This window comes from Geothrix sp. 21YS21S-2 (genome assembly GCF_030846775.1).
Taxonomy (GTDB): Bacteria; Acidobacteriota; Holophagae; order Holophagales; family Holophagaceae; genus Mesoterricola.
The window spans coordinates 4,955,988-4,980,389 of record NZ_CP132910.1; the positions used below are offsets into that span (position 1 = coordinate 4,955,988).

The following is a 24,402-nucleotide window of genomic DNA, read 5'->3' on the forward strand; positions in this document are numbered from 1 at the left end:
GACCTGCCGGTCCCCCGGAATCCGGTTTCCGGAAAATACCGGAAATGCCGATGTATAGGTCTTCTGAATTCAAGGATTGAGCAGCAGAAAATAGCCCCTTCTGAATCATTGCAAGTTGGGAAAACAGAGCTAGGCTTATGCCGCTCTTTCCTTCCTCCCCTTGCTTTCAGGAGTGCGCCATGGCCCTTCGTTCGCTTTCGCCGCTGGTCCTTTCGCTTGTGGTCCTGCCCCTCGCGGGTGCCGACACCGTCAAGATCGCCCTCACCGGGCCCTTCTCCGGAGGCTCGGCCCCCATGGGCACCTCGATGCGGGACGGGGCCAAGCTGGCCATCGCGGAGATCAACGCCGCCGGCGGGATCCAGGTGGGCGGGGCGAAGCTGAAGATCGAGGCGCTCGAGCGCGACGACGAGGCCAAGAACGAGCGGGGAGCCCTCATCGCCCAGGAACTCGCCAGCATGCCCGGCCTCGCCGGGGTCCTGGGCTCGGTGAACACCGGCGTCGTCATGGCGGGGGACAAGCATTACCAGGAGAAAGGCATCACCAAGATCATCACGCCGGCCGCGGGTTCGCTGTCCATGACCCAGTGGTCCCAGGCGGGGGTGAAGGACCTCTCGATCTTCCGGTTCGCGGCCCACGACGGCATCCAGTCCTCCATGGTGGTGGCCGAGGCGCAGCGCCGCGGCTTCGAGAAGGTGGCCCTGCTCTACGATTCCACCAACTACGGCGTGTCGGGCCGGGACGACCTGGTGCGCGAGATCGCCGCCCAGGGCGGCAAGCTCAAGATCATCGCCTCCGAGAAGTTCAACATCGGCGACAAGGACATGACCGCCCAGCTCCTGAAGGCCAAGAGCGGCGGCGCCCAGGCCGTGCTCATCTGGGGCATCGGCCCCGAACTGGCCGCGGTGGCCAACGGCATGGCCAAGCTGGGGCTGAAGGTGCCGCTGATCGGGGGCTGGACGCTCTCCATGTCCAATTTCATCGACAATGCCGGCAAGAACGGCAACGGCACCCTCATGCCCCAGACCTTCATCGAGGAGCCCATCAACCCCCGCGTGAAGGGCTTCATCGAGAGCTTCCACAAGGCCTACAACGTCACCCGCATGGCCTCGCCGGTGTCGGCGGCCCAGGGCTACGACGCGGTGCTGATCTTCGCGGCGGCCGTCAAGCAGGCCCAGAGCACCGACACCCACCGGATCAAGGAGGCCCTGGAGGACCTGAAGGAGCCGGTGAAGGGCGTCATCGCCACCTGGGTGCGGCCCTACGCCAAGTGGGATCCCGCCCGGGAGGAGACCCACGAGGCCTTCCGGAAGGAGCAGACCGTCATGGGCATGGTGATGGACGGCAAGGTGGTCTTCGGCAACCCCGCCGACAGGGAGCGCCTGGCCCGGGCCGACAAGCCCGTGCCGCCCTCGGCGCCCTTCAAGGGCAAGAAGAAGCCCTGACCCGGGCCGGCCCGTGGACGCCCGCATCATCGGACAGATGGCCGTGAGCGGGGCCCTCATGGGCCTCGTGTACGCGCTCATCGCCTACGGGTTCCAGCTCACGTACGCCACCAGCAGGAGCCTCAACTTCGGCCAGGGGGAACTGGTGATGGTGTCGGCCTTCGTGGCCCTCACGTTCACCAACCTCGGCCTGCCCTACGGACTCATGGTCCCCTGCGCCCTGGCGTTCGGGGCGCTGGCCGGGCTCGCGGTGGAGCGGGCCGCCGTGCGCCTGGCCCTGCAGCAGAAGTCCGAGGGCTGGATCATGCTCACCATCATCCTGGGCCTGTTCATGCTCTCGGCCTCGGAGAACATCTGGGGCCGGGACGACCGCCCCTTTCCCACGCCGATCCCCTCCGAGGCCGTGCGCATCCTGGGCATCGAGGTCACGCCCCTGGAACTGTCCGTGGCCGCGGGGGCGCTGGCGGTCATGGGGCTGATCGAGGTCTTCAAGCGCACCACCCTGCAGGGCAAGGCCTTCGAGGCGGTCAGCGCGGACCCCGAGGCCGCCGAGCTCATGGGCATCTCCTCGCGGCGCATCGTCATGCTCAGCTACGGGCTGTCGGGGGCCGTCGCGGCGCTGGCGGGCATCCTGGTCTCGCCCATCACCACCGTGGGGCCCACCATGGGGGCCGTGCTGGTGCTCAAGGCCTTCTCCGTGGCCGTGGTGGCGGGCCTGGACTCGGGCTTCGGGGTGGTCCTGGTGGGCATGGCCCTGGGCGCGATCGAGAGCCTGGCCAGCTTCTACCTGGGCAGCGGCTGGCGCGAGGCGCCGGGTCTCGTCCTCCTCATCCTCACCCTGGCCGCGCGCCCCTACGGGCTTTTCGGCAGGGCCGCCATCCGGAAGGTGTGATGCGGCGCTTCCTCCTCCTCCGCGGCGCCGAGGTGCTGATCATGGCCGTGCTGGCGGCGGTGCCGCTGGCCGTGACCAACCCGTACGCCCTGGGACTCCTGACGCTCCTGGCCATCTACGGCGTCCTCCTCATCGGCCTGGACGTGTCGGTGGGCTACCTGGGCCAGATCAACCTGGGGCAGGTGGCCTTCCTGGGCCTGGGCGCCTACGCCGCGGGCATCGCGGTCACCCGGTTCGGCGCGGGCCTGGTCCCGGCCCTCCTGGCGGCCTCGCTCGTGGGCCTCGTGCTGGGCGGGATCCTGGCCCTGCCCGCCCTGCGCCTGGATGGGCCGCAGTTCGCCCTGGCGACCCTGAGCTTCTCGGCCCTCACCGTCACCGCCCTCAACGAACTGGAGGGGCTCACGGGCGGAGCCCAGGGCCTCAGCCTGGTCCGGCCGCGCCTCCTGGGGCTGCCCCTGGAGTCCCGGGGCTTCTACTGGCTCTGCCTGGCGGCCCTGGCCCTCGTGTGGATCACCATGCGCAACCTCCTGGGCTCCCACTGGGGACGCGCCTTCGAGGCCCTGAGGGACAGCCCCATCGCCACGGACGCCATGGGGGTGGGCACCTACCGCCACAAGGTGGCCGCCTTCGCCCTGGGCTCGGGGCTGGGGGGCCTGGCCGGGGGGCTCTACGCCTTCAACTTCCAGTACCTCCAGCCCCAGATCTTCACGTACGACCTCATGGTCATCCTGCTCCTGGGCGTGGTGCTGGGCGGCCGCAAGAGCCTGTGGGGCGCCTTCGTCGGGGCCTGCGTGGTGGTGCTCCTGCCCAACCTCCTTTCGGACCGCCGGCTCTTCCTGGCCCTGGCCTTCCTGGGTCTCCTGGCGGCGCTGGCCGCGGGGGTCCGGAACCTGGTCCGGCGGCGCACCGGCGCCTTCCAGGCCCTCGCGCCCGTGGCCGCCACGGGGCTCCTGGCCGTGGGCGGACTCCTGGTGAAGAACACCGAGGACTGGCGCAAGGCCATCTTCGCGCTCCTGCTGTTCGCGGTCGTGGTGGGCCTGCCCGAGGGTCTCATGGGCTTCGCCTCCCGCTTCCTGACGGGGATCTTCCGGGTTCCCCCCGCGTCCCTGCCGCCCCGGGCCGGGCTGGACGAGGTGCTGCCCCAGCAGCAGGACCGGCCGGGGCCGGTGCTGGAGGTGAAGGACCTCAGGCGCTACTTCGGGGGCGTCAAGGCGGTGGACGGCATCACCTTCGCGGTGGAGACCGGCACCATCCACGGCCTCATCGGCCCCAACGGCTCGGGCAAGAGCACCCTGGTGAACGTCGTGTCCGGCCTCTACCCGCCCACCGGCGGCGAGATCCGCCTGCGGGGCTCCCTCATCACGCGCCTGGGCATGGTGCCCATGGCCCGGGCGGGGGTGGCCCGCACCTTCCAGAACCTCCAGCTCTTCGGGGAGCTCAGCGCCCTGGACAACGTGCTCGTGGCGCTTCACGGCGCCTTCCGCATGCCCCTGCCGCTCCTGATCGCGGGCCTGGGGCGGGCCGAGGAGCGCCGGGCCCAGGCCGACGCCCTCGCCCTCCTGGCCCTGGTGGGCCTGGAGAGCGAGGCCCGGGTGCGCGCCCGGGACCTCACCTACGGCGCCCAGCGCTTCCTGGAGGTGGCCCGGGCCCTGGCCCGCAGGCCCGCGCTGCTCATCCTGGACGAGCCCGCCGCGGGCCTGGCCCACCCCGACGTGCTGCGCCTGATGGAGGTCATCCGGAAGATCCACGAGCGGGGCATCGCCGTCCTGCTCATCGAGCACCACATGGACGTGGTGAGCGAGCTCTGCCACTACGTGACCGTGATGGACGGGGGCCGCATGCTGGCCGAAGGCAGCGCCTCCGAGGTCAAGCGCGATCCCAGGGTGCTGGAAGCCTACCTGGGCGTGCCCCGGGAGGCCGCGTCATGACCGCGCCCATGCTGAGGATCGAGAACCTGCACGGCGGCTACGGCAGCGTGGACGTGCTCCAGGGCGTGTCGCTGGAAGTGGCCCAGGGCTCCGTGGTCGCCCTCATCGGCGCCAACGGCGCCGGCAAGACCACGGCCATGCGCCTGATCTCGGGCCTCCTGCGCCCGACCCGGGGCACCATCGTCCTGGACGGGAAGCAGGTGGAGGGCCTGGACGCCTCGCGCATCGCCCGCCTGGGCCTGGCCCACTCCCCCGAGGGCCGCAAGGTCTTCGGCCCGCTCTCCACCGAGGACAACCTCCTCCTGGGCGCCTACACGCGCCTGCCGCGCTTCCTGGGCTTCCGGCGCCAGGCCGCGCGGGACCTTGAGGAGGCCTACGAGCGCTTCCCCCGCCTCAAGGAGCGCCGCCGCCAGCAGGCCGGCACCCTCTCCGGGGGCGAGCAGCAGATGCTGGCCATCGCCCGGGCCCTCATGGCCCGCCCCAAGGTCCTGCTCCTGGACGAGCCCAGCATGGGCCTGGCCCCGGTCATCATCCGGGAGGTCTACGAAGCCATCCGCCGCCTCAAGGCCGAGGGCACGACGCTGCTCCTGGTGGAGCAGTTCGCCGTGACCGCCATGGAGGTGGCCGACTACGCCTACGTCATGGAGCGCGGCCGGATCACCGTGGAGGGGACGCGGGAGGACCTGGGGCGGAACGAGCGGGTGGTGGAGGCGTACCTGGGCTAGCGTCGACCTGCGGGGCGGTCCGATTCGCGCGAAGGCCTTGAACTGCTATATTTAATTCATCAAAATTCTGGATGAAAAATCCAATCGGGTTGGATGACGGCGCTATCAGTCGGTCATCAACCGGGACAGAACCAACCAGGCCAGCCAAAGCACGGGCAGCCCCAGGACCCCGAAGGCCGGAAGGGACGCCCAGCTGCCCTCAAGATACGCGTTCAGCCCTCCGCCCAGGCACAGGCAGACCAGCACCCGCAGGGACGCGGCCAGCCAGGGCCTGGGAGCCAGGGCCAGGACCAGGCCCCCCGCCAGGGTGGCAGGCAGGACTGCCACGGCGTGGAGGCGGAACCAGGGGCCGCCCAGGAGGGGGCCCAGGGCGCCGATCCCGTCGCCGTGGGCCAGGGCCGCGTAGCCCGCGAGGCCGCCGGCCAGGGCGCCCGCGAGCAGCTCCCGCCAGTACCGCACCAGGAACCGCCGCCGGAAGACCGGGTCGCAGAGGGCGGAGAACCAGGGCAGGGCCTGGGGCTGGCCGCAGCAGGAACCCTTGGGGTCGGAACAGCAGGACATGGCGGGCTCCTCGGTTCCAGTGTCGCCGGGGAACGGGGGGCCCGGCCAGTCCGTCCGGGGAGTTGTGACGTCCATCCGCCCGGGTTCGCCGGTGTGGTTGATGAGCTTGCAATGGGGATCCACGCCCTTGCGGGCCCGCCCCAGGTTCCGGTGGACAGCCGGGCCAATGGCCTCACAATTGCCGAATCAGCTCCCAAGGCCAGGAATCCGCCCACATGCTCCTTCGCGCCCTCAGCGCCCTCTTCCACCGCACCCTGCGGGCCCCCGCCTCCGGTGAGGGCGATGTGGCCTTCTGGCGCCTGAGGATCCTGGAGCTGATGCTGGGGGCCGGAGCCGCGCTGGGCCCCCTGGTCCTGGTGCCCAGCTTCCTCCTGGCCCTGAAGGTGCGCTTCTGGAGCGTCGCGGCCGCGGACGTGGCGGCCTACGCCTGGATCCTGGCCGCGGCCCTGTCGCCGAAGTGGAGCTACCGGTCCCGGGCCTGGGGCATCCTGGCCCTGATCTACCTCCTTTCGCTGGTGCTCCTCACGCGCCTGGGCTCGGCGGGCGCGGGCATGCTCTGGATCGGGGCCCTGCCGGTGCTGGCCGCCATCCTCCTGAACCCGCGGGCCGCGGCCGTCTGCTGGGGGCTGGCCCTGGCCACCCTGGCCGGGTGCGCCCTGGCGGTTCGCGCGGGGGCCATGGTCACCGGACCCATGGGGGGAGGTCCCGCCGACGCCTTCGCCACCTGGGTGGTGGTCTCGGTGAACGCCCTGTTCCTCAGCGCCTTCATCGCGCTGCCCACCGCGCTCCTCCTCCGGGGCCTGGAGCACACCCACCGGGCCCTGTCCCGGGAGGAGGAGCGCTTCACCAAGGCCTTCCAGCTCTCCCACGAACCCATCGCCATCAGCCGGCGCTCCGACAACCGGTTCCTGGACGTGAACGAATCCTGGTGCCGGGTCTACGGCTGGACCCGGGAGGAGGTGCTGGGCAGGACCTCGACGGATCTGGGCATCTGGAACGCGGGGGAGGACCGCCAGCGGCTCCGGGCGGAGCTGGAGGCCACGGGCGGGATCGCGCCCCGCGCCATGGAGCTCCGCCGCAAGGACGGCGCTGTGCTGCCGGTGCTCCTGTCGGCCAAGGTGCTGGACCTGGAGGGCGAGGCCTGCCTCCTGACCCTGAGCCAGGACCTCACCGCGACCCGGGCCGCCGAGGCCGAGCGGCGCCGGCTGGAGGCGGAGCTGCAGCACGCCCAGAAGCTCGAGAGCCTGGGAAGCCTGGCCGGGGGCGTGGCCCACGACATGAACAACATCCTGGCCGCCATCATCGGCCTGGGGTCGGCCCTCCAGGAGAAGTACGCCCACGACGCCCCCCTGGCCCGGGCCCTGGAGACCATCCTGGGCGCGGGGGAGCGTGGCCGCAGGCTGGTGCGGGGCCTGACGGACTTCGCCCGCAAGGGCCTGGACGACCCCCGGCCCGTGGACCTCAACGAGCTGGTGCGCCTCCAGATCGAGCTGCTGCGCGGCACCACGCTGGCGCGCATCGAGATCTCCACGCAGCTGGATCCGGACCTCCCGGCGGTGCTGGGCGAGCCCTCCTCGCTGGGCAACGCCCTGATGAACCTCTGCGTCAACGCCATGGACGCCATGCCCCAGGGCGGCGGGCTCGCGTTCTGCACCGGGGTGGACGCCCAGGGGCGGGTGGTGCTGGCGGTGGAGGACACCGGGGAAGGGATGCCCCCGGAGGTGGCGGCCCGGGCCATGGAGCCGTTCTTCACCACCAAGCCCGTGGGCAAGGGCACCGGACTGGGGCTGGCGGGGGTCTACGGCACGGTGAAGGCCCACGGCGGCACCCTGGAGATCGAGAGCCGCGTGGGGCAGGGCACGCGGGTCATCCTGTGCTTCCCGGCCCTTGCGCCGGTGGCGGGAAGCGGTTCCGGCCCGGCGGGGGCGCCCCAGGAGCGCGAGGGGCCGCCCCTGAGGATCCTCCTGGTGGACGACGACCCGATCATCCTGGAGACCCTTCCCTCCGTCCTGGGCTTCCTGGGCCACACCGTCCTCACCGCCGCCCGGGGCCAGGAGGCCCTGGACCGGATCGGGGCGGGCCTCGACGTGGACCTGGTGGTCCTGGACCACAACATGCCCGGCCTCAGCGGCGCCGAGACCCTGGTCCGGCTCAAGGAGCTGCGCGGGACGCTGCCGGTGATCCTGTCCACCGGTTTCCTGGAATCCGGCGTGGAGGACCTGGTCCGGAGCCTTCCCGGTGTCTGGCTGCTCAACAAGCCCTACGCGCTGCCGGCCCTCCGGCAGAAGCTCCGGGCCGTGCAGGAGTTGCGCTAGTATGAAAATCCAGCCAACTTGATTTCCGTCCGCCGGGAGCCCCGGAATGAGCAAACTGCTAGAACTTCTTCGGATCCTGGACGATCGGGTCGCCGGCACGAAAGGGCAGGTGTTCAACTACACCGTTCCCGACCTGTGGAACTGCTTCGACTACCAGGGCGAGGAGCTGCGCAAGACGCCCTGGGGCGAGCTGGTGGTGAACCCCTACTCCTTCTACCGGGACGCCATCCGGCAGTTCGTGGAGCCCCGCATGGGGCGGGTGCGCACCTGGGGCAAGCCGCTCAGCCGCCACCAGGACGTGGAGGCCGGCCTGGAGGGCGGGGACTGGATCCGCAGGGCCACCGTCTACTCCATGATGGTGCGCACCTCCACCGCCTGGGACCACGACCGCTCAGGGGCGCTCGAGGACGTGGACCTCTACGGCCTCCGGGAGACCGGCACGTTCGTCAAGTCCATCGCGCTGCTCAGCCTGCTCCACAAGATGGGCGTGACCTGCGTGTACCTCCTGCCCATCTCGAAGTTCTCGCTGCGGGACAAGAAGGGCGAGCTGGGCTCGCCCTACGGCGTCTCCAGCTTCTTCACCCTCGACCCCAACCTGAAGGACCCCATGACGGGACCGGGCTTCAGCGTGGAGGACGAGTTCCGCGCCTTCGTGGAGGCCTGCCACATCCTGGGCATGAACGTGATGATCGACCTGATCCCCCGGACCAATTCCGTGGACTCGGAGCTGATCCTGGAGCACCCGGACTGGTTCTACTGGATCCGGCACCCGGACCTGGCCGGCTACAAGCCCCCCTACGTCCCCGGGCTGGGGGTGCAGATCCGGCCCAAGGCGGAGTTCCTGCCCGTGGTCTACCAGAGCGCCGAGGTGCGCCAGCACCTGGCGAAGTTCGTGGAGAACCCCGGCTCGGCCTACCCGGAACGCTGGGCCGAGCTCCAGGCCCACATCCGGGCCAACCCGGGCGCGGGCGTCATGGAGACCGTGCAGCAGCGCTTCGGCCTCACCGTCGCCCCGGCCTTCTCCGACCAGATCAACGACCCCCAGCCGGCCTGGAACGACGTCACCTTCTTCCGCATGTACCTGGACCACCCCGTGGCCTCCGTGCCCTTCCTGGACCAGGACTACGCGCCCTACATCCTGTTCGACGTCATCAAGGCCAACCTCTACCAGGGCAAGGTGCGCAACGAGCCCCTCTGGGAGCTCCTGGCGGGCATCATCCCCTTCTACCAGAAGCAGTTCGGCATCGACGGCGCCCGCATCGACATGGGCCACGCCCTTCCCCGGGAGCTGGTTGAGCGCATCATCCGCGGGGCCCGCCACGTGGATCCGCACTTCTGCTTCATCGCCGAGGAGATGGAGATCGAGCGCGCCGCCACCGCCAAGGAACTGGGCTACAACATGATCCTGGGCGACGGCTTCCTCCAGGAACCCCGCGTCCTGGAGTTCAGGACCCACCACTACATGTACGAGGCCCGCAACCTCCCGTGCCCGGTCTACGCCTGCGGCGAGACCCACGATACGCCCAGGCTGGCCGCGCGGGAAGGGGGCCGGTCCCTGTCGCGCATGCTCACGATCCTGAACCTGTTCATGCCCAACGGCGTGCCCTTCATCAACTCGGGCCAGGAGGTCTTCGAGCTCCAGCCCATGAACACCGGCCTGGACTGCCGCCCCAACGAGGCCTACCAGCTGGATCCCAAGGACCCGTACTACGGCCGCCTCGCCCTCTTCGACCGGTACGCCCTCCACTACCTGAACCAGGGGCGGTGGGAGCTGCCCGACCAGCTGGCCTGGGTGTCGGCGTTCCGGCGGGAGCACCTCGCCACCTTCACCCGCCTGGAGAACTCGATCCCGCTGGGCTTCAACTCGCCCCGGGATCCCGGCATCGCCTTCGGGTTCGTGGACGACGCCCGGCGCGGGACCATGGTCCCGGAGGGGGGCGTGTTCGTGGTGGTGGCCAACACCGACGTCCACAACCCGCAGTACCTGACGGTCCACCTGGACGCCCTGCGCAGGGCCTCGGGCAACGCCGCCCGCCGGGGCTCGCAGCTCTTCTCCACCCACGGCCCCGCCCGGGACGTGAACGACTTCGACACCCACGGGAACCTCTCCATGAGCTTCCAGCCCGGCGAGGTCAAGCTCCTCCGGATGTGATCGCGTCTGCTTCCCGGAGCGCGTCGGCCAGGTGCCGCTCCAGGAGCCGCCCCTGGGCGGCGACGGCCTCCAGGCGGGACACGGAGGCGCCGCGGGACCGGACATCGGCACTGTCCAGGCGGTGGAGGGTGGACTCCAGCTGGACCAGCAGGGCCGCGCCCTCGTTCCAGACCGGCATGTCGGCCTCCAGGCGACCCAGGATCGTCTCCAGGCGGTCAAGCAGCGTGCTGGTCTCTTCCCGACTCGGCATCCCGGCTCCTCGCTCGCATCCAACGATGCCAGTATAGGGCTCCTTGGATGGTTATTGGTTGAGTCATGATGGATGGACCCCGCCCCCCGATCCGGGAGGCCAGGTCACCGCTAATTGTTAATATCTGGGAATACCATCTTTAATGACAAAGGACCCCCCATGGCCATCTGGAAGCAGCCCATCTCCCTCGAAATCCTCACCGCCATGAGTCAAAAAACCACCGTCGAATGGCTGGGGATCGAGTTCCTGGAAATCGGCGAGGACTGCCTCATGGGCCGGGTGCCGGTGGACGAGCGCACCCGCCAGCCCTTCGGCATCCTCCACGGCGGCGTCAGCGTGGTGCTGGCCGAGACCCTGGGCTCCTGCGCCGCGGGCTTCGCGGCGCCCGCGGGCCATGCCGCCGTGGGCATCGACATCAACGCCAACCACCTCAAGAGCGTCTCCCAGGGGTGGGTGACCGGCGTGGCCCGCCCCGTCCACCTGGGCCGCAGCACCCAGGTGTGGTCGATCGAGATGCGGGACGACGCGGGGGACCTCACCTGCGTGTCGAGGTTGACCATCGCCGTGCTGGCGCCCAAACCGTAGTGGTTTGAGAATCCGGATTACGGCTCCGGAAATTCCTCCCACGACTTCCAGACGAAGGTGATGCAGCAGGGCCTGAACCCCGGCCCGGGGCAAGGCCCGGCTATAATCCGGACATTCCCCCAAGTCCATCCCGTCCAGGAGGCCGTCTTGCCGCCCCTCAAGCTGATCCTTGTGCCCGCACCCCTGATCCTTTGGCTCTTCTGGCTGGTCCTGAGGACCGCCCTGGGCCGCCTGCCCACCCGTGTAAGCGTGACCGTCGGCCTCAGCATCGTCACCCTCGTCTACTTCCTCCTGGTGGTGGGGACGGGCATCTTCTGGGTGGCCCGGCAGGAGCTCCCGGTCTTCGACTGGCACTACCTGCCCGGCTACCTCCTCCTGCTCCTGACCCTTGCCCACGTGGTGCTGCACTGGCGCAACGTCGCCGCCTTCCTGCGCCGGCGGGCGCCGGAGGGCCTCGTGGCGCCGGGGCGGACCCGCTTCGTGGCCGGAGTTCGCTGGACGGGCTACACGGCCGCAGGCGGCGCCTGCGTGGCCCTGGTCTTCCTCCTGGGCATGCGCCAGGGCTCCCGGCACATCACCCTGCTCACCGCCGGAGGGGACGTCCGCGCCACGGACGTGGGGCAGGGGGGCCAGGTGCCCGTGCGCTGGGTTCAGGGCGACGGCGCGTCCCTCCCCCTGGCGCAGTGGTACCACGAGGGCAGCTCCTTCCCCGCCCGCAACGCCCTCCCCGGCCTCACCCTCGAGGCCCGCCCCCCGCTGTACAAGACCTACCCCGGGGAGGCGGTCCCCCTCCCCGGGGCCCTGCCCGTGGACGGCCCCGGGGTGCTCGCCGCCTACGACGCATGGCGCACCGGCCGCCCCCTGGCCGCCCAGGGCCCCCTGGACCTGGCGCAGCTGAGCCTGATCCTCTTCCACGCCCAGGGCATCAGCGCGACCATCCAGCGCCCCAACTTCACCTACGACCTCCGCACCGCCCCCAGCGCCGGGGCGCTGTACCCCGTGAACGTCTACGTGGCCGCCAGTGGCGTCCAGGGCCTGGCCCGGGGCATCTACTACTACCACCCCAAGCGGGCCGCCCTGGTCCGGGTGAAGGACCGCTCGGAGTCCAACCGGATCGCCATGGCCTGCGGCGGCGCGAGGTATTTCGACAAGGCCCCCGCCGTCCTGATCCTCACCACCACGTTCGCCCGCACCGCCTTCAAGTACCAGGAGCGCGCCTACCGCTACGTGGCCATGGACACCGGCCACGCCGCCTACAACCTGGCCCTGGCCGCCGCCTCCCAGGGCTGGCTGTCCCCCATGATCGGCCGGTTCGATGACCGGGCGCTCCAACTGGTCCTGGGCCTGGAACCCGCCACCGAAGCCCCCCTCCTCGTCATGCCCCTTACCCGCGAGAAGGCGGACAAGGACGACCCCGCGTTCCGCTCCGAGACCGCCGCGCCGGGCAAGGGCACCTTCGTGGACCTCATCCACGGCGGCACCTCCCTGCGGGTCGCCGGCGGCAAGCTCGCGCTGCCGCCCCGCGCCGAACCCCCGGAGCCCCCGGCCCCCGGCGACCTCGCCCTCCCCCCTCCCGCCGCCGGCCTACCGTTCCTCCCGGCCGCCCGGGCCCGCCGCTCCGAGCGCAACTACCTTCCCGGCCCCGTGACCCTGGAGGAGCTCTCCGCCCTGTGCGCCGCGTCCAGCGGCTCCCGGGGCACCACCGACCCCCTCCTGGCCGGCACGGCCCCGCTGGGCCTCTACCCGGTCGTTCGGAACGTGAAGGGCCTCCCGCCCGGCGTCTACCGCTACCTCCCCGGCGCCCACGCCCTCCGCCTGGTGAAGGCCGGGGACTTCTCCCGCACCTGCGAGGCCGCCTGCGTGCAGCAGGACTTCTGCGCCACCGCCAACGTGGTCTTCGTGAAGACCGTGGCATGGAAGGACCTGTTCCTGCCCGACGGGGACCGGGGCTACCGGTATGCCAACATCCGGGCGGGCGTGGTGGGGGAGGGGCTCTACCTCCAGGGTACGGCACTGGGCCTGGGCGTCTGCGGCGTCGGGGCGTTCCAGGACCCCGACGTGGCGGCGCTGCTGGGGATCGATCTGCAGCGGGAAGTGCCGCTCTATGTGACCGCAGTTGGGCGGCGTTAGGGGCCGCCCATGGCTCTCGCGTCGATACGGAAGCTCGTCACTGTCCCCCACGGGGAAATGGTCCCCGGATCCTGCGTGGCCCCCATTCGTGGAATGATTCGGTTTCCAGGAATTTGCATTCCAATTGCAAATTCCTGGAACGTCAGGCCGGCCATCGTCGCCCGGTCCATCCTGGTCACAGGACGACCGGGTTCCGCGCCCCATCCATGGTGAGGGTGACCCCCGTGATGTAGCTCGCCCGGTCCGAAGCCAGGAAGACGAGCGTCTCGGCGATCTCCTTGGGCGTCGCCAGGCGGCCCATGGGGATCTTCTCCACGTTCCGCTGCCGGGCCTCCTCCACCGAGATGCCCAGCCGCTTCGCGTCGGCGTCGAGCCGGGTGGCGACCCGGCCGGTTTCCGTCATGCCGGGATTGATCCCCACGACCCGCACCCCCCTGGGCGCGTAGGCCGCTCCCAGGCCGGCGGTGGCCAGCATGAGCGCCGCGTTGGCGGCGCCTCCGGGAAGGTGGACCGGCGAGGCGACCCGCCCTCCGGAACCGATGACGTTGAGGATCACGCCGCGCCCCCGGGCGGCCATGCGCTTCACCATGGGGTCCACGACGTTGATGGTGGAGAAATACTTCCCGTCCATGGCGGCCCGCCAGGCCGCGGGCGTCAGGTCATCGGGCGGGGATTGCCGGGCGGCTCCCGCGCTGCTCACCAGCACGTCCACCGGCCCCAGCCGCGTCTCCACGGCTTCCACCAGCGCCGCCGCGGCCTCGGCGTCCGAGCAGTCCGCCACGAACCCCACGGCCCCCGGCAGCCCCGCCAGGGCCTGGTCCACGTTGGCCTGGGAGCGGGAGCAGATGGCGACCCGGCAGCCTTCCGCGGCGAAGGCGGAGGCGCAGGCCAGGCCGATGCCCTTGGAGCCGCCGGTGATGAGGATGATCCTGCCGTTCAGACCCAGGTCCATGGTTCACGACTCCTTGTGCCTGGGTGGATTCTATCCTGGACCGTCCGGGACCCGCCCATGGCCTCTGGTAGGCTCGAAGCTGGTGGTCAACCCGTGACGAAGAACGAAAAGATCCGCGTGGTGGCCGCCGTGGCCCGGAGGGCCGACCGGTTCCTGCTCTGCCAGCGCCCGGCGGACAAGCGCCACGGCGGCCTCTGGGAATTCCCCGGCGGCAAGCTGGAGCCCGGCGAATCCGCCCAGGACGCCGCCCGGCGGGAACTTGCCGAGGAGCTGGGCGTGGACGTGCTCGCCTGCGGGGAGCAGCTCTTCACCATCGACGATCCCGGCTCGCGCTTCGTCATCGAGTTCCACCCGGTGGTCTTCGACGGTGAGCCCGCCTGCCTGGAGCACGCGGCCCTGGCCTGGGTGTCCGTCCCCGAGCTGCTCCGCCTGGACCTGGCGCCCGGGGACCGGCGGTTCGCCGAGTTCCTCGCCGGTTCCACGGGCAGCGGCGCCTGACCCCGTCGAGGCCGCGGCCTTTTTGGATCGTCCTCCCCCGGCGGCAGCGTATTTTAGTGAGATGCCCCCAGGACACCCATGCTCGAGCTGACCTACTCCAACCGCACCGAAGCCCTGCTCGACCTCCTCGCCTCCCGGGTGCGGGCCGAGCGGGCCGCGGGCCGGGGCCCCTGGGAGCCCATCCACCTGGTGGCCCCCAACCCGTATTTCAAGGAATACCTCCGCCAGGCCCTGGCCCGGGAGCTGGGCGTGGCGGCGAACATCGAGTTCACCTATCTGGATGGGCTGTGGAAGGACCTCCTGGTGGACGACGGCCGGAAGCTGCTGGCCTTCGACCTCATCCGGGCCGGGCTTCTCGGCATCCTGGGGGACCGGGGGCTGCTGGCCCAGCCGGACATGGTGCCGGTGCGGGACTACCTGGGCACGGAGACCGGGCAGCTCAAGCGCGTTCAGCTGGCCACCGAGCTGGCCAAGGTCTTCGAGGAATACCAGATGAGCCGGCCGGACTGGATCGACGCCTGGCGCGCGGGGCGCAAGGTCACCGCGGACCCCGGCCTGGAGACCTGGCAGTCCCGCCTCTGGCTGGAAGTCGTGCGGGTCCTGGACACCGCGGGCCAGCCGGCGCGCCATCTCACGCTCCTCGAACTCATCAGGGGATCGCGCTTCGAGGGCATGAAGCTCCCCCGGGCCATCCACGCCTTCGGCCTGACCCACGTGGCCCAGGCCTACCAGCAGATCTTCCAGGCCTTCGCGCCGCTGCCGGACACGACCCTCCACCTCTACGCCCTCAACCCCTGCGGGGAGTTCTGGGAGGACCTGGACACGGGCCGGAACCGGCTGTGGACGGGCCATCCCAAGCGGGAGGCGGCCCGGGCCGGCGCCTGGGACGCGACCACCGAGGATCCCTACCGCCTTGCCGTCGACGGCCCGCTCGCCCTGCGCCTGTGGGGCCGCCCGGGCCGCGAGAAGATCCGCCTGCTCAACGAGGTGAGCGACTGCGACTTCACCTCCGCCTTCGAGCTGCCCGGCGCTTCGACCCTCCTGGGCCGGCTCCAGCGGGACATCCTGCTCTACAAGGAGCCCGACGCCGCCGAGGGGTCGGGGCCGGACGACAGCGTGCGCTGCCTCGCCTGCCCCAGCCCCAGGCGCGAAGCCGAGGTCGTGGCCTCGGAAATCTGGCGCCTGCTGGAGCTGCACGCCCAGACGGACCGCCCGCTGCATTTCTCCGAGATCGCCGTGGTGGTGCCGCCCGGCGACCAGGAGACCTATTACGCCCACCTCCAGGCCGCCTTCCACGACGCCCGCCAGATCCCCATGGTGCAGGGCACCGGCGCCTTCCCCATCCTGCGGGAGACCCTGGAGGCCGTGGAGCTGCTGCTGGCCCTGCCCACCTCCGGCCTCACCCGTGCCGCCGTCCTGCGCGTCCTCCTGCACCCCGCCCTGCGCCGCCGCTCCGGCGACCTGGACACCGGCGCCTGGGAGCGGTGGAGCGAGGAGTTCGGCATCGTCCGGGGCGCCGACCGCGCGGACTGGGCGGGCACGTACCTGGCCGAGGACGCCCTGAACTGGGACCAGGGCCTCAAGCGCCTGGTGCTGGGCGCCTTCATGACCGAAGGCGCGGACTTCCGGTCGGGGGACGACACCTACCGTGTGAACGGGGCGCGGGACGAGGGCCCGGCCACGGTCTTCATCGCCGAGGTCCGCGGCCTCTGCGGGGACGCCCGGGACCTGGCCGGCCTGGCCGCCGAGCCCGGGGCCTGGCCCCGCCGCCTGTTCGGCTACCTGGAGAAGTGGCTCGCCGTGGACGAAGGCGACGAGGCCGAGGCGGTGCTCAAGGCCCTGGACCGCATCAAGGGCTACCTGGACCGGATGTTCGAACGCCTGCCCCCGGCCCTGGCGCTGCCCCGCATGGACTTCATCGCCGCCCGCCACCTGGCCCTGGAGGCCCTGGAGCGCCTCAAGGACGAGCAGCCCGCGAACCTGGCACGGGGGGTCGTGGTGACCTCGTACGCCGCCATGCGCGCCATCCCCTTCCGGGCCATCTTCCTCATGGGCAACGGCGAGGGCAGCTTCCCCACCCGCAACCCGAGGAACGCCCTCGACCTGCGCGCCGAGGGCCGCCGTCCCGGCGACGTGAGCCAGACGGAGAAGGAGAAGTACCTGTTCCTGGAGATGCTCCTGTCCGCCCGGGACCACCTGGTGCTCAGCTACGTGGCCCTGGACGAGCTCAGCGGCGAGCCCTTCGAGCCTTCGGGCCTCTACAAGGAGTTCCGCCAGCTGCTGGCCGCCTACCTCGCGCCGGAATGGGCGCCCGCGAAAAAGCGGGACCCCTTCCTGGAGACCCATCCCCTGCGGCGCTTCGACGCGGCCTATTTCCCCGGCTGGTTCCCGGGCGGCGGGCGGCTGCGCACCTGCTCGGAAGCCGCCGAGAAGGAGGCCCGGGCCCTGTGGCTGGGCAACCAGGCCAGGGCCCAGGGCGTGGTCATGCCCCCGCGCGTGGGCGACCTGCGGCAGGATGCCGCCGGCACCCTGCGCGCGGCCCTGGACACCCCCGGGGTGCCCGAGGCCTCCGGCGCCAGGGAGGTCATCAAGCTCAGCCTCTCCGACCTCCGCACCTTCCTGGAGTGCCCCCTCACCGGCGCCGCCGCCGTGCGCCTGGGCCTGCGCAAGCGGGACCTGGCGGACCGGGCAGCGGTGGAGAACGAACCCTTCCAGAGCGACTTCCTGGAGTCCTGGGCCCTGCAGCGCGAGGTCGCCCTGGGGGCCCTGACCGGCCTCGAGCCGGCCGAGGCGGTCTACGACCGCTGCCTCAAGCGCCTCCAGTCCGAAGGCGCCGCGCCCTTCGGGGTGTTCTCCGAGGCGGAGCGGGGCGCCAACCTGCAGGTCATCCGGAACTGGGTCACCTACCTCCGGAACACCCCCGGCCGCCCCGAAACCTGGCGCCTGGGCGGCAACCGGTCCGGCGCCGAGGCCATCGATCACGCCCTGCCGCCCCTGACCCTGACCGTGCGGGTCGCCGGCGAGGAGCGCACGGTGGAGCTGGGCGGCGACCTGCGGGTGCAGTTCGGGGGCTCCCTCTTCCTGGAGACCGGCAAGCGCCCCTCCGCGTCCGCCCTGGGCAAGGTCCAGAAGAAGGCCCTGGCCGCCTTCGTGGACCACCACGTGCTGGCCTGCGTCGATGCGTCCCACGGGGAGCACCTGGCGCGGTTCGTCTTCGAAGCCGCGGTGAGCGGCCAGCAGGAATTCACCTTCCGCTTTCCGGCCCTGGCGCCGGAGCAGGCCCGGGAACGCCTGCGGGCCTGGCTGGAGGACCTCCTCGACCGCGACCACGCGGTGCTCCTGCCCATCGAGGCGGTCCTCAAGGGGTGGCCGGAGAAGCTCAGCCGGGAAAGCATCCTGGCCTTCGTGGACGAGAGCCTCAATGGCCCCGTGCCGACCCCGTTCAGCACCGTGCGCGGGCCCGTCCCCGATCCCGCCGGCTACCCCCCGCCCGCCGATCCCAAGGCCATCATGGACCTCCGGCTCAAGGACTACCTGGACCTCGTGTGCGGTGTGGCAGGGGAGGGGGCCTGATGGTCACGTTCGGCAAACCCGCCCTTCTGGAAGGCATCGCAGGCTCCTGCGCCATCGAGGCCAGCGCCGGCACCGGCAAGACCTACACCCTGGAACACCTCATCGTCCAGCTCATCCTGGAGGGCACCGCCCTGGAGAACATCCTGGTGGTGACCTTCACGAAGAAGGCCACCCTGGAGCTGAAGGCCCGGGTGCGCGACAAGCTGGCCGGGCTGGTGGCCCTGGACATGGACCAGGTCCAGCCGGGCGAAGTCCCCTGCGAGCTCACGCCGGAGCTGAAGGCCCGCCTCGTTGCCGCCCTCATGGCCTTCGACCGGGCGACCATCTCCACCATCCACGGCTTCTGCCAGCAGGTCCTCAAGGACAGCGCCTTCGAAGGCGGCCAGCTCTTCCAGCAGGAGACCATCGCCAGCGACGAGGCCTTCGACCGGGCGTTCACGACCATGCTGCGCACGGACTTCGCCACCCGGCAGGCGAACCTCCTCCGGGTCGCCCTGCGGTTCCTGGGCACCCCCGCGGACCTGCGGGACCTGCTCAAGGAGGCCCTCAAGGAGGACCAGCTCGACCTGCCCGCATTCGCGGACGCCCGCAGTTTCCTGAGCGCCTTCCCGGTGGCCCTGGCCCAGGCGTTCCTGGCCGACCCCAAACCGTTCGGCTTCCCCGAAGGCGCCACCGCCATCAAGAACCGCCTGAACCTGATCCTCCCGCGCCTGGAGCTGTTCCTGCAGGGCACTCCCGAGGAGTTCTGGCTGGACGGGGACTGGATCAAGGTCCAGCTCCTGGACAAGCTGGGTCCCTTCTCCGTGGACGGCCTCGGCGGCGAGGCCGCCGACCTGGCCCGGGCGGTGCGCGAGCTGGCCAACTTCAAGGCGATCCTGGTCGCCGCCTTCCTGCCTCCGCTGCGCGCCGAGCTCCGCCGCTTCAAGGCCGAGGAGGGGCTGTTCGACTTCGACGACATGATCAGCCAGGTGGCCGGCGCCCTGGAAGGTCCCCAGGGGGAGGCCCTCGCCGGCCGCCTGCGGGAGCGCTTCCACATCGCCCTCATCGACGAGTTCCAGGACACCGACGCCCGGCAGTGGAAGATCTTCAGCCGCGTCTTCCTGGCGTCGCCCGGGCACCGCCTCTTCCTCGTGGGGGATCCCAAGCAGGCCATCTACGGCTTCCGGGGCGGGGACCTGCCCACCTACGTGGAGGCCCTGGCCGAGCTCGGGCGAAAGGGCGCCCAGGTCCTGCACCTGGCCACCAACTACCGCTCCACCCGGGGCGTCATCGGCGGCTACAACGCCATCTTCCGGAATACCGGGGGCGTCCCCTTCTTCACCGGCGGCAACGAGGGCCACTACGAGCACCCCGTGGACTGCGGCAAGCCCGCGCTGGCCCTGACCGGGGCCCCGTCCATCAAGGTGGTGGACGTGAAGGTGGCCGACGCCCGCACCACCAAGCTCCAGGCCGCGGCGGCCCTGGCCCGGGCCCTGGAGGCGACCCTCGGGGAGGGCCGGTTCAACGGCGAGCCGCTGGGGCCGGGGGATGTCTACGTGCTGACCCGCACCCTCGGCGAGGGCCGGATCATGGCCGACGCCCTGCGCGCCCGGGGCATCCCCGCCGCGCTCTACCGCCAGGACGGGCTCTTCGACGGTCCCGAGGCCGAAGCCTGCCGCGACCTGATGCTGGCCATCGAAGCGCCCTTCGACGAGTGCCGCCGCGCCAAGGTTCTGCTGGGGCCCTTCTTCGGGCTGAACCTCGCGGAGGCGGAGAAGGCCCGCAACCTGCCGGAAGGCCACCCCATCCTCACCCGGCTCTTCGCCTGGCGGGAGCTGGCCGCCCGCGGCCGTTATGGCGAAATGTTCAACCGCGTGGTGTCCGAAAGCGGCCTGAGCCAGCGGCTCCTCTTCCTGGACGAGAGCCAGCGCGCCCTCACCAACCTCCTGCACATCCTGGAGCTCCTCCAGCAGCAGGCCCTGGGCGGCCACTGCACCCTGGCGGGCCTGGCCGTGCAGGTGCAGCGCTGGATCGACGGCGAGGACCGCCCGGCGGTGGAGGAAGGGGAGACCCAGCGCCTGGAGCGCGACGGCGGCACCGTGCAGGTGCTCACCATGCACAAGGCCAAGGGCCTCCAGGCCCCCGTGGTGGTCCTGTTCGGCGGCCTGTCCCAGGGCAGCACCAAGGCCAACCTCCACCGCTACCACCTCCACGGGGAGCGCCACGCCTGGGTGGGCTCCACCAAGGCCGCCACCGCCGCCGTCCAGGCCCTCATCGAGACGGAGGAGTCCGAGGAGGGCGAGCGCCTGGCCTACGTGGCCCTCACCCGGGCCGAAGCCCAGCTCATCCTCCCCTGCTACGTGCCGGGAGACGAGCCTCCCGCCCCCGGCGGCAGCTTCGACCCCGCCGGCGACCCGAAGAAGGGCCTCTACCGCAACGTGAACCGCCGCCTGAAGACCCTGCTGGGCCCGGCGCCCCGCGATGACTTCGAGCGCCTTCCGGCCAGCGTGGCGGTCCCGGCCACCCGGACCCCCAACCCCGGCCCCTGGACCCTGGAGCTCCCCGCACCCCTGGACTTGCCCGCCTTCCCGTCCCTGCGCAAACTCGGGCGCCCCCTGTGGATGTTCAGCTATTCCAGCCTCCAGAAGGGCCTCAAGCCCGGCTGGGGGGAAGGGGCCCACCTGGAGGAGGTGAAGGAGTTCACCCCCGCCGACGGCCCCCGCGGCGGCAAGAAGCTCGGCACGAAGGTCCATGCCGCCCTCGAGCATGTGGACCTGGCCTCCTTCGCCGGCGTGGACCAGGACACGTGGCTCGCGCTGCCGTCCACCAAGGCCCTGGCCGCCGCGTGGCTCCCCGAGGAGGGCCGCAGGGAGGCCCTGCGCTGGATCCACCACGCCATGACGATGCCCTGTCCGCTGCCCGACGGCGGCACCGCCGTGCTCCACGAGGCCGACGAGCTGCTCCGGGAGCTGGACTTCCTCACGCCCTACGCCGATCGTCCGGATTTCCTGCACGGCTCCATGGACGTGCTCTTCCGGACCGGGGGAAAGGCCTATGTGCTGGACTGGAAGACCAACCGCCTGCCCGGCTACGACCCCGCGTCCCTGGACCAGACCGTCCGGGACCACTACTGGCTGCAGGTGCAGATCTACGCCAGCACCGCCTGCCGCTTCCTGGGCATCACGGACGAGGCGCAATACGACGCCTTCGGCGGCGTGGTGTACGTGTTCCTGCGCGGCCTCCCCGAGGGTGGCCTCTGGACCTGCCGTCCGTCCTGGGCCGAACTCCAGGCCTGGGAGGCCGAGCTCAAGGCCCTCCCCGTCGACCAGATGGTCCCCCCCCACGCCGGAGGCGAGCCCCGTGACCGATGACTTCCTGCAGACCCTCGACCTCCACCGGGACCGGGCGTCCTTCCCCCGGCGCGTGGTCGAGCACCTGAAGACCCTGAACCAGGAACCCTCCGCGCTCATCTTCGCGTGGGAGCTGAGCGGCCTCGCCCCCGGCCTGGACGCCGACCGGCGCAAGCGCCTGTTCGCCATAGTCCTGGCCCTCCTGTCCGCCCAGGCCCAGGGCCACACCCGCATGCCCCTGGTCCCCGAGCCCGGCGGCCCCGCCGACCTCCTGTTCCAGGCCTTCAACCTGGAGTCCTTCGACCTGGAAGCCTTCCTGCGCAGGTCGGCCCCGTCCCTGGCCGGGGACCCCGGGGAGGCCAAGCCCCTGATCCTGGAGCACGGCTGGCTCTACTCCCAGCGCCTCCTGGGCCACGAGCTGGACCTGGCCGCGCTGGCCGGCGCCCTGAAGACCGTGACCGCCGCCCCCATCGTGGACCCCCCCGAAGCCATCTTCCACCTGCGCGCCGGCCGCGCCCTGAACCCCGAGCAGCGCCAGGCCGTGGCCATGGCCCTGCGGGGCGGCCTCACCCTCATCACCGGCGGCCCCGGCACCGGCAAGACCTCCATCGTCGTCACCATCCTCCGCGCCCTCCTGCGCCAGCCCGGCATCCGGCTGGAGGACATCGCCCTGGCCGCCCCCACCGGCAAGGCCGCGCAGCGCATGGGGGAATCCATCATGGAATCCCTGGCCCAGCTGGAGAACCCCGAGGCCATCGACCGCGAGCTCCAAAAGGCCGCCCTGGACCCCGCCACCCTCCATCGCCTCCTGGCCTGGCACCCCGCCGAGGAGCGCTTCCGCCACGGCCCCGGCAACCCCCTCTCCGCCCGCATCGTCATCGCCGACGAAGCCTCCATGATCAGCCAGGAGCACCTGTGCCGCCTCCTGGGCGCCCTGGCCCCCGGCGCCCGCCTCGTCCTCCTGGGCGACGCCGACCAGCTCCCCAGCGTCGAGGAAGGCTGCGCCTTCAGCGACATGGTCAAGAGCCTGGCGCCCCAGTGCGTGACCCTGCGCACCAGCTACCGCATGGACGCCGGCGACCCCGAAGGCCGCAACATCCTGTCCGTCGCCGCCGCCATCCGCACCCAGACCGACCTGTGGGAAGGCGCGGAACCCATCCACGTCCGCGCCACCGTGGACGACCTCACCTTCCGGCAGGTCGAGCTCGTGGACCCCTCCCCCGGCGTCATGGAGGCCTTCCTGGAACGCTGGCTCCAGAAGGAAGTGACCAGCCTCGAAGGCTTCCTCCCCAAGGTCACCCGCACCTACACCTTCACCGGCGGCGCCTGGTCCGCGGCCGACCTCGTTCCCCTGGCCGCCCTCTTCCACCACTTCAACCAGTTCCGCATCCTCTGCGCCCTGCGGGAGGCCCCCGGCCTGCGCGGCGTCCAGGACCTCAACAGGCACTTCCACAAACGCATGCTGGCCCTGACGGGCGAAGGCCTGCGCAATCCCGTGCCCTTCTGCGCCGGCGAGCCCGTGATGATGACCGCCAACGACTACCGGCGCGGCATCTACAACGGCGACCAGGGGCTGGTGCTGAAGGTCCTGTTCGACGGCGTCCTGCGCCAGGCCGCCGTCTTCCCGAGGCCCGGCGGCTTCGTGCCCTTCCCGCTGGACCCGCTCAGGCACCAGCTGGAGCACGCGTTCGCCATGACGGTGCACAAATCGCAGGGATCGGAGTACAAGCGCATCGCCATCGTGCTGCCGAAGACCAACCACCGGGCGCTGACGCGGGAGCTGCTGTACACCGGGCTGACGCGGGCGAGCAAGGGGGTCGTGCTGCTGGCCGAGAAGGAGCGGGTGCCGTTCGCGGCGGGGAATCCGTCGGTGCGGGAGTCGGGGCTGGCGGAGAGGCTCTAGCGGAGCAGGGACTTGTACTTGCCCATGATGTTGTCCAGCTTGATGTACTGGACCTGGAACTTCTTCAGCAGCGCCTGAACCGTGCTCTCGTCGAAGGCCAGCTCGGTGATGCCGTGCCGCTCGGGGTATTCCTCCTCGTCGAAGACCCGGCACCACTGCTTCCAGTCCCCGATGGGCGTGTAGTCCGGATCGATGACCCCCTTCCCCAGCAGGGCGATGGTCGCCAGCTGCGACTTGAATTCCTTGCGGGACTCGGCCTCGATGAAGATCCGGGCGGCGGGCATGGAGCCCTTGTAGTGGTGGAACAGGTACGTGACCGGCAGGCCCAGCTCCTCCCACGCGGTGTCGAAGATCTTGATCTCCACGATCTCGCCCCGGGACGGGTAGACCGTATGCGTCAGGTTCTTCCCGGTGAACCGGTTGACGCCCTCCACGAGGCGGGCCCCGATCTCGCCCAGGTTGGGGCGGTTCTTCATGAGCACGTCCAGGGCCCTGGCGACGTCAGGGTTGGCCCACAGGGCCCGCGCCCGGGCGTTCTGCTCTTCACCGTTCATGAAATTCTCCTTGATGTTTGCGGCCAGCAGTCTCAGGATTCCCGATTCGTCCTGTTCCCGCAGGGGAGCGACGGCTTCGCGGATCGCGGCCCAGGCCAACGGGAGGCAGGGGAACCGGGACTCGGGGTTGTGCGTCCTGGGCAGGCGGCCGCCCGGGGTGAGGAAGATGAACAGACCGCGCCACTGGGGAAAGCGTTCCTCGAGGACCTTCTGGTCGTCGGAGATCTGGCCGGGCCGTTCCCGGGCCCAGATGTTGGTCTGGATGGCGATGAGGAGCTTGCGCTCCTCGTCCAGGAGCAGGACGTCGATGTCCCGGTACTCCGCGCGCCCCTTGAACCGGGCTTCGTGCAGGTCGGCGCCGAGGGGGCCGGCCGGGAGGGAGGGCAGGATGGCAGGCCAGATCGCCTGGCCGAAAGCCAAGGGGCCCCCGTGCGACAGGATCCGGGCCAGGAGCCGGGAATGGCTGGCTTCGTCGTCGTGGAGGCCCAGGATCTTCATGGGATTCACGGCCGGGCGTTCCCGCTGAAGCTGGAGGAAGTCCGGGTGGCCCACCAGGGGGTCGAAAAGCGCAGAATCCAGGTCGTCCACGGGGGGCTCCACACGTTGGAAAGAT

The 24,402-nt window shown here is 70.8% G+C and carries 16 protein-coding genes; 12 read left to right on the plus strand and 4 right to left on the minus strand.

The features are described from left to right. Positions 1–179: 179 nt before the first annotated feature. From RAH40_RS21750 to RAH40_RS21765, 4 genes are read left to right on the plus strand one after another with little or no spacing between them, the layout of a single operon-like run. A complete protein-coding gene (locus RAH40_RS21750; RefSeq protein ID WP_306599734.1) occupies positions 180–1,442 on the plus strand; it encodes an ABC transporter substrate-binding protein in 1,263 nt (420 codons plus the stop codon). 37 nt (positions 1,443–1,479) lie between these two features. Continuing rightward, positions 1,480–2,334 (plus strand): branched-chain amino acid ABC transporter permease, encoded by an 855-nt coding sequence (locus RAH40_RS21755; RefSeq protein WP_373432590.1) that lies wholly within the window; start codon positions 1,480–1,482, stop codon positions 2,332–2,334. Then, positions 2,334–4,262 carry an ATP-binding cassette domain-containing protein gene (locus tag RAH40_RS21760; protein ID WP_306599736.1) on the plus strand — a complete coding sequence of 643 codons (1,929 nt, stop codon included), beginning with the start codon at positions 2,334–2,336 and terminating at the stop codon, positions 4,260–4,262. The genes RAH40_RS21755 and RAH40_RS21760 overlap by 1 nt, the downstream gene beginning before the upstream one ends. Positions 4,263–4,270: 8 nt before the next feature. Next, positions 4,271–4,987: an ABC transporter ATP-binding protein gene (locus tag RAH40_RS21765; RefSeq protein ID WP_373432591.1), complete on the plus strand. Its 717-nt coding sequence runs from the start codon at positions 4,271–4,273 to the stop codon at positions 4,985–4,987. Between the two features lie 105 nt (positions 4,988–5,092). On the opposite strand, the gene RAH40_RS21770 is transcribed toward RAH40_RS21765, so the two are convergent. After that, complete coding sequence (locus RAH40_RS21770) at positions 5,093–5,548, minus strand: hypothetical protein (protein WP_306599738.1); 456 nt, start codon at positions 5,546–5,548, stop codon at positions 5,093–5,095. Positions 5,549–5,763: 215 nt separating this feature from the next. Here RAH40_RS21770 and RAH40_RS21775 point away from each other — a divergent pair, with 215 nt between their 5' ends. Continuing rightward, positions 5,764–7,863 (plus strand): ATP-binding protein, encoded by a 2,100-nt coding sequence (locus RAH40_RS21775; protein WP_306599739.1) that lies wholly within the window; start codon positions 5,764–5,766, stop codon positions 7,861–7,863. Between the two features lie 46 nt (positions 7,864–7,909). Beyond that, positions 7,910–10,015 carry a hypothetical protein gene (locus RAH40_RS21780; protein ID WP_306599740.1) on the plus strand — a complete coding sequence of 702 codons (2,106 nt, stop codon included), beginning with the start codon at positions 7,910–7,912 and terminating at the stop codon, positions 10,013–10,015. On the opposite strand, the gene RAH40_RS21785 is transcribed toward RAH40_RS21780, so the two are convergent. Then, positions 9,996–10,265 carry a hypothetical protein gene (locus tag RAH40_RS21785; RefSeq protein ID WP_306599741.1) on the minus strand — a complete coding sequence of 90 codons (270 nt, stop codon included), beginning with the start codon at positions 10,263–10,265 and terminating at the stop codon, positions 9,996–9,998. The two genes, RAH40_RS21780 and RAH40_RS21785, sit on opposite strands and share 20 nt — an antisense overlap. Positions 10,266–10,424: 159 nt before the next feature. On the opposite strand from RAH40_RS21785, the gene RAH40_RS21790 reads away from it, so the two are divergent. Both RAH40_RS21790 and RAH40_RS21795 read left to right on the plus strand, forming a co-directional pair. Then, complete coding sequence (locus tag RAH40_RS21790) at positions 10,425–10,850, plus strand: hotdog fold thioesterase (RefSeq protein ID WP_306599742.1); 426 nt, start codon at positions 10,425–10,427, stop codon at positions 10,848–10,850. A 147-nt stretch (positions 10,851–10,997) separates the two neighbouring features. Then, a complete protein-coding gene (locus RAH40_RS21795) occupies positions 10,998–12,980 on the plus strand; it encodes a SagB/ThcOx family dehydrogenase (protein ID WP_306599743.1) in 1,983 nt (660 codons plus the stop codon). A 175-nt stretch (positions 12,981–13,155) separates the two neighbouring features. Here the strand turns inward: RAH40_RS21795 and RAH40_RS21800 are convergent, their stop codons facing one another. Further along, positions 13,156–13,932, minus strand: a complete 777-nt coding sequence (locus RAH40_RS21800; protein WP_306599744.1) for an SDR family oxidoreductase — start codon at positions 13,930–13,932, stop codon at positions 13,156–13,158. Between the two features lie 93 nt (positions 13,933–14,025). Here RAH40_RS21800 and RAH40_RS21805 point away from each other — a divergent pair, with 93 nt between their 5' ends. The 4 genes from RAH40_RS21805 (at position 14,026) to recD (ending at position 23,235) form a co-directional block, all read left to right on the plus strand. Then, positions 14,026–14,430, plus strand: a complete 405-nt coding sequence (locus tag RAH40_RS21805; RefSeq protein WP_306599745.1) for a (deoxy)nucleoside triphosphate pyrophosphohydrolase — start codon at positions 14,026–14,028, stop codon at positions 14,428–14,430. 78 nt (positions 14,431–14,508) lie between these two features. Beyond that, the gene (locus RAH40_RS21810; RefSeq protein ID WP_306599746.1) at positions 14,509–18,003 is read left to right on the plus strand and encodes an exodeoxyribonuclease V subunit gamma; all 3,495 of its coding nucleotides are present in this window, start codon (positions 14,509–14,511) and stop codon (positions 18,001–18,003) included. After that, a complete protein-coding gene (locus RAH40_RS21815) occupies positions 18,003–21,353 on the plus strand; it encodes an exodeoxyribonuclease V subunit beta (RefSeq protein ID WP_306599747.1) in 3,351 nt (1,116 codons plus the stop codon). The genes RAH40_RS21810 and RAH40_RS21815 overlap by 1 nt, the downstream gene beginning before the upstream one ends. Next, the gene (gene recD / locus RAH40_RS21820) at positions 21,343–23,235 is read left to right on the plus strand and encodes an exodeoxyribonuclease V subunit alpha (RefSeq protein WP_306599748.1); all 1,893 of its coding nucleotides are present in this window, start codon (positions 21,343–21,345) and stop codon (positions 23,233–23,235) included. Before RAH40_RS21815 ends, recD begins: the two co-directional genes overlap by 11 nt. Here the strand turns inward: recD and RAH40_RS21825 are convergent. Beyond that, on the minus strand, positions 23,232–24,377 hold the full coding sequence (locus RAH40_RS21825; RefSeq protein WP_306599749.1) for a PD-(D/E)XK nuclease family protein: 1,146 nt from the start codon (positions 24,375–24,377) through the stop codon (positions 23,232–23,234). The genes recD and RAH40_RS21825 overlap by 4 nt on opposite strands. Between the last annotated feature and the right edge of the window lie 25 nt (positions 24,378–24,402).

Bases quoted from the DNA above. Each gene is read 5' to 3' on its own strand.
- RAH40_RS21750 (WP_306599734.1), top strand. From the start codon at position 180: ATGGCCCTTCGTTCGCTTTCGCCGCTGGTCCTTTCGCTTGTGGTCCTG.
- RAH40_RS21755 (WP_373432590.1), top strand. From the start codon at position 1,480: ATGGCCGTGAGCGGGGCCCTCATGGGCCTCGTGTACGCGCTCATCGCC.
- RAH40_RS21760 (WP_306599736.1), top strand. From the start codon at position 2,334: ATGCGGCGCTTCCTCCTCCTCCGCGGCGCCGAGGTGCTGATCATGGCC.
- RAH40_RS21765 (WP_373432591.1), top strand. From the start codon at position 4,271: ATGCTGAGGATCGAGAACCTGCACGGCGGCTACGGCAGCGTGGACGTG.
- RAH40_RS21770 (WP_306599738.1), bottom strand. From the start codon at position 5,548: ATGTCCTGCTGTTCCGACCCCAAGGGTTCCTGCTGCGGCCAGCCCCAG.
- RAH40_RS21775 (WP_306599739.1), top strand. From the start codon at position 5,764: ATGCTCCTTCGCGCCCTCAGCGCCCTCTTCCACCGCACCCTGCGGGCC.
- RAH40_RS21780 (WP_306599740.1), top strand. From the start codon at position 7,910: ATGAGCAAACTGCTAGAACTTCTTCGGATCCTGGACGATCGGGTCGCC.
- RAH40_RS21785 (WP_306599741.1), bottom strand. From the start codon at position 10,265: ATGCCGAGTCGGGAAGAGACCAGCACGCTGCTTGACCGCCTGGAGACG.
- RAH40_RS21790 (WP_306599742.1), top strand. From the start codon at position 10,425: ATGGCCATCTGGAAGCAGCCCATCTCCCTCGAAATCCTCACCGCCATG.
- RAH40_RS21800 (WP_306599744.1), bottom strand. From the start codon at position 13,932: ATGGACCTGGGTCTGAACGGCAGGATCATCCTCATCACCGGCGGCTCC.
- RAH40_RS21810 (WP_306599746.1), top strand. From the start codon at position 14,509: ATGCTCGAGCTGACCTACTCCAACCGCACCGAAGCCCTGCTCGACCTC.
- RAH40_RS21815 (WP_306599747.1), top strand. From the start codon at position 18,003: ATGGTCACGTTCGGCAAACCCGCCCTTCTGGAAGGCATCGCAGGCTCC.